This window comes from Candidatus Komeilibacteria bacterium CG_4_10_14_0_2_um_filter_37_10 (assembly GCA_002793075.1).
GTDB lineage: Bacteria > Patescibacteriota > Patescibacteriia > UBA1558 > UBA1558 > UM-FILTER-37-10.
On the sequence record PFPO01000069.1, the window covers coordinates 1 to 1477 of the forward strand.

Annotated in this window: 3 protein-coding genes; all 3 read right to left on the reverse strand. The window is 36.7% G+C overall.

From position 1 onward, the window contains the following. Positions 1-557, reverse strand: a 557-nt coding sequence (locus COX77_03520) for a hypothetical protein (GenBank protein PIZ98749.1), incomplete at its 3' end; no start/stop codon positions are given. After that, the gene (locus tag COX77_03525; GenBank protein PIZ98750.1) at positions 554-1132 is read right to left on the reverse strand and encodes a propanediol utilization protein; all 579 of its coding nucleotides are present in this window, start codon (positions 1130-1132) and stop codon (positions 554-556) included. The genes COX77_03525 and COX77_03520, both read right to left, overlap by 4 nt. Further along, the gene (locus tag COX77_03530) at positions 1129-1467 is read right to left on the reverse strand and encodes a hypothetical protein (protein ID PIZ98751.1); all 339 of its coding nucleotides are present in this window, start codon (positions 1465-1467) and stop codon (positions 1129-1131) included. Before COX77_03530 ends, COX77_03525 begins: the two co-directional genes overlap by 4 nt. Between the last annotated feature and the right edge of the window lie 10 nt (positions 1468-1477).

Consider the following 1477-nt stretch of genomic DNA (forward strand, 5'->3'; position numbering starts at 1 on the left):
TTTTCTTGTTTACTTACTTGTTGCAAACAATTATGGTGTGACAGGCCATGAAACCCCCGACGTTCAACGCCCATCTTTCTTATGGCCCGGGCCAAGGGTAGCGTTTTTTCTGACGCTGATAGTTGATTAAAAAAAGTTGTATCAAAAAAAGCTATCTGCTTTAGTTTTGGCATCTTGGTTTTGAACCATTGTATTATTTGTAATGCTGATCCTTGGTGTAAAGGTGCTAGCTCTACATACTTTGAGAGCTTTTTAAATTTCGTATCGGTAATAATTGCACCATATTGATCGCCCGGATCACCATAAACGATCCGATGTGCTACCAGCGAAAAATTAGATTGTTTATAAAAATCTAATTCTTTTTTAATTAGTAACCATGCTTGCAAATGACTAATTTTTTTAGACAAAGTAAATGATTTTTGTTCTGATTTAAATATTGGATGAGAACTATTAATATTAGTTACGGAAAAAAAATACTTAGCTGCTGAATCTTTTTGATATAACCCAACCCGCAAACTACTACTACCAACATTAAATATTAAAATATTATTCTTCATAAAATAATTTCCACTTTCGCATTAGCTAATAATCCCCAAGCATTCGCCTCATCAGTGTCCAAATGTATATGAGAATGATAATTATCAGCATGACGTATGATAATATTATCAATAATACCACCGCGTTCACCACTAACACGGGCACAAACTTTTTTCTTATTTAATAAGCCGTACTGTTGTGCTAATTTCGTCGATAAATGCCAATGACGCTTAGCCACGATTACGCCACGTAGCAAAACTACTTCCTTATTTTTATATTTCAAAAGTATTCCTGTCGTCTGCGATAGCTCACCAGACAAACGTAAGACTGGCTTAATCCGCAAATGCCAACAATCAGTCACGCTGAGCTCAACCTGTGTCTGCTCGCGCCATGGTCCCACCACGCGAACTTTTTTTAAACTATAACCATGATGATATAAATCAACTGTTTGTTGAGAAACGAATTCACCAGATTGACTGAGGTTTTTTATTTTTTTAAATTTTTGCCGCTTACCAAATAATCGCACAAAATCATTTTGACACAAGTGTACATGACGAGCCGATATTTCAATTGGTACTAATAATTTTTTTTTCATAAATCTCTCTTACTTAGCCCACCCTCATGAGCGCCATATGTTTGTAGAATAGCCGCGGCATTACGAGCCCCTAAGAGTAGAGCTTTTTTGACAAAGCCGGAATAAATAAATAAACCACTTAAAAATCCCGAATTAAAAGCATCGCCAGCACCGGTGGTATTTTTTACCTTAGTTGAGATAACGGGTTGGTGATAGAATTCATAACCATCATAGTAATAGGCGCCCTCTTCGCCGCACGTTACTATCACCTTGGACAGTCCGAGTTTTAATAATTCGGCCATCATCGACTTAATACCACTCCCGCTTCTAACTTTGAATTGCTGGAGAATGTTAATACATTCTTCT

Coding starts and splice junctions, on each gene's coding strand:
- COX77_03525 (PIZ98750.1), bottom strand. CDS start 1,132: ATGAAAAAAAAATTATTAGTACCAATTGAAATATCGGCTCGTCATGTA.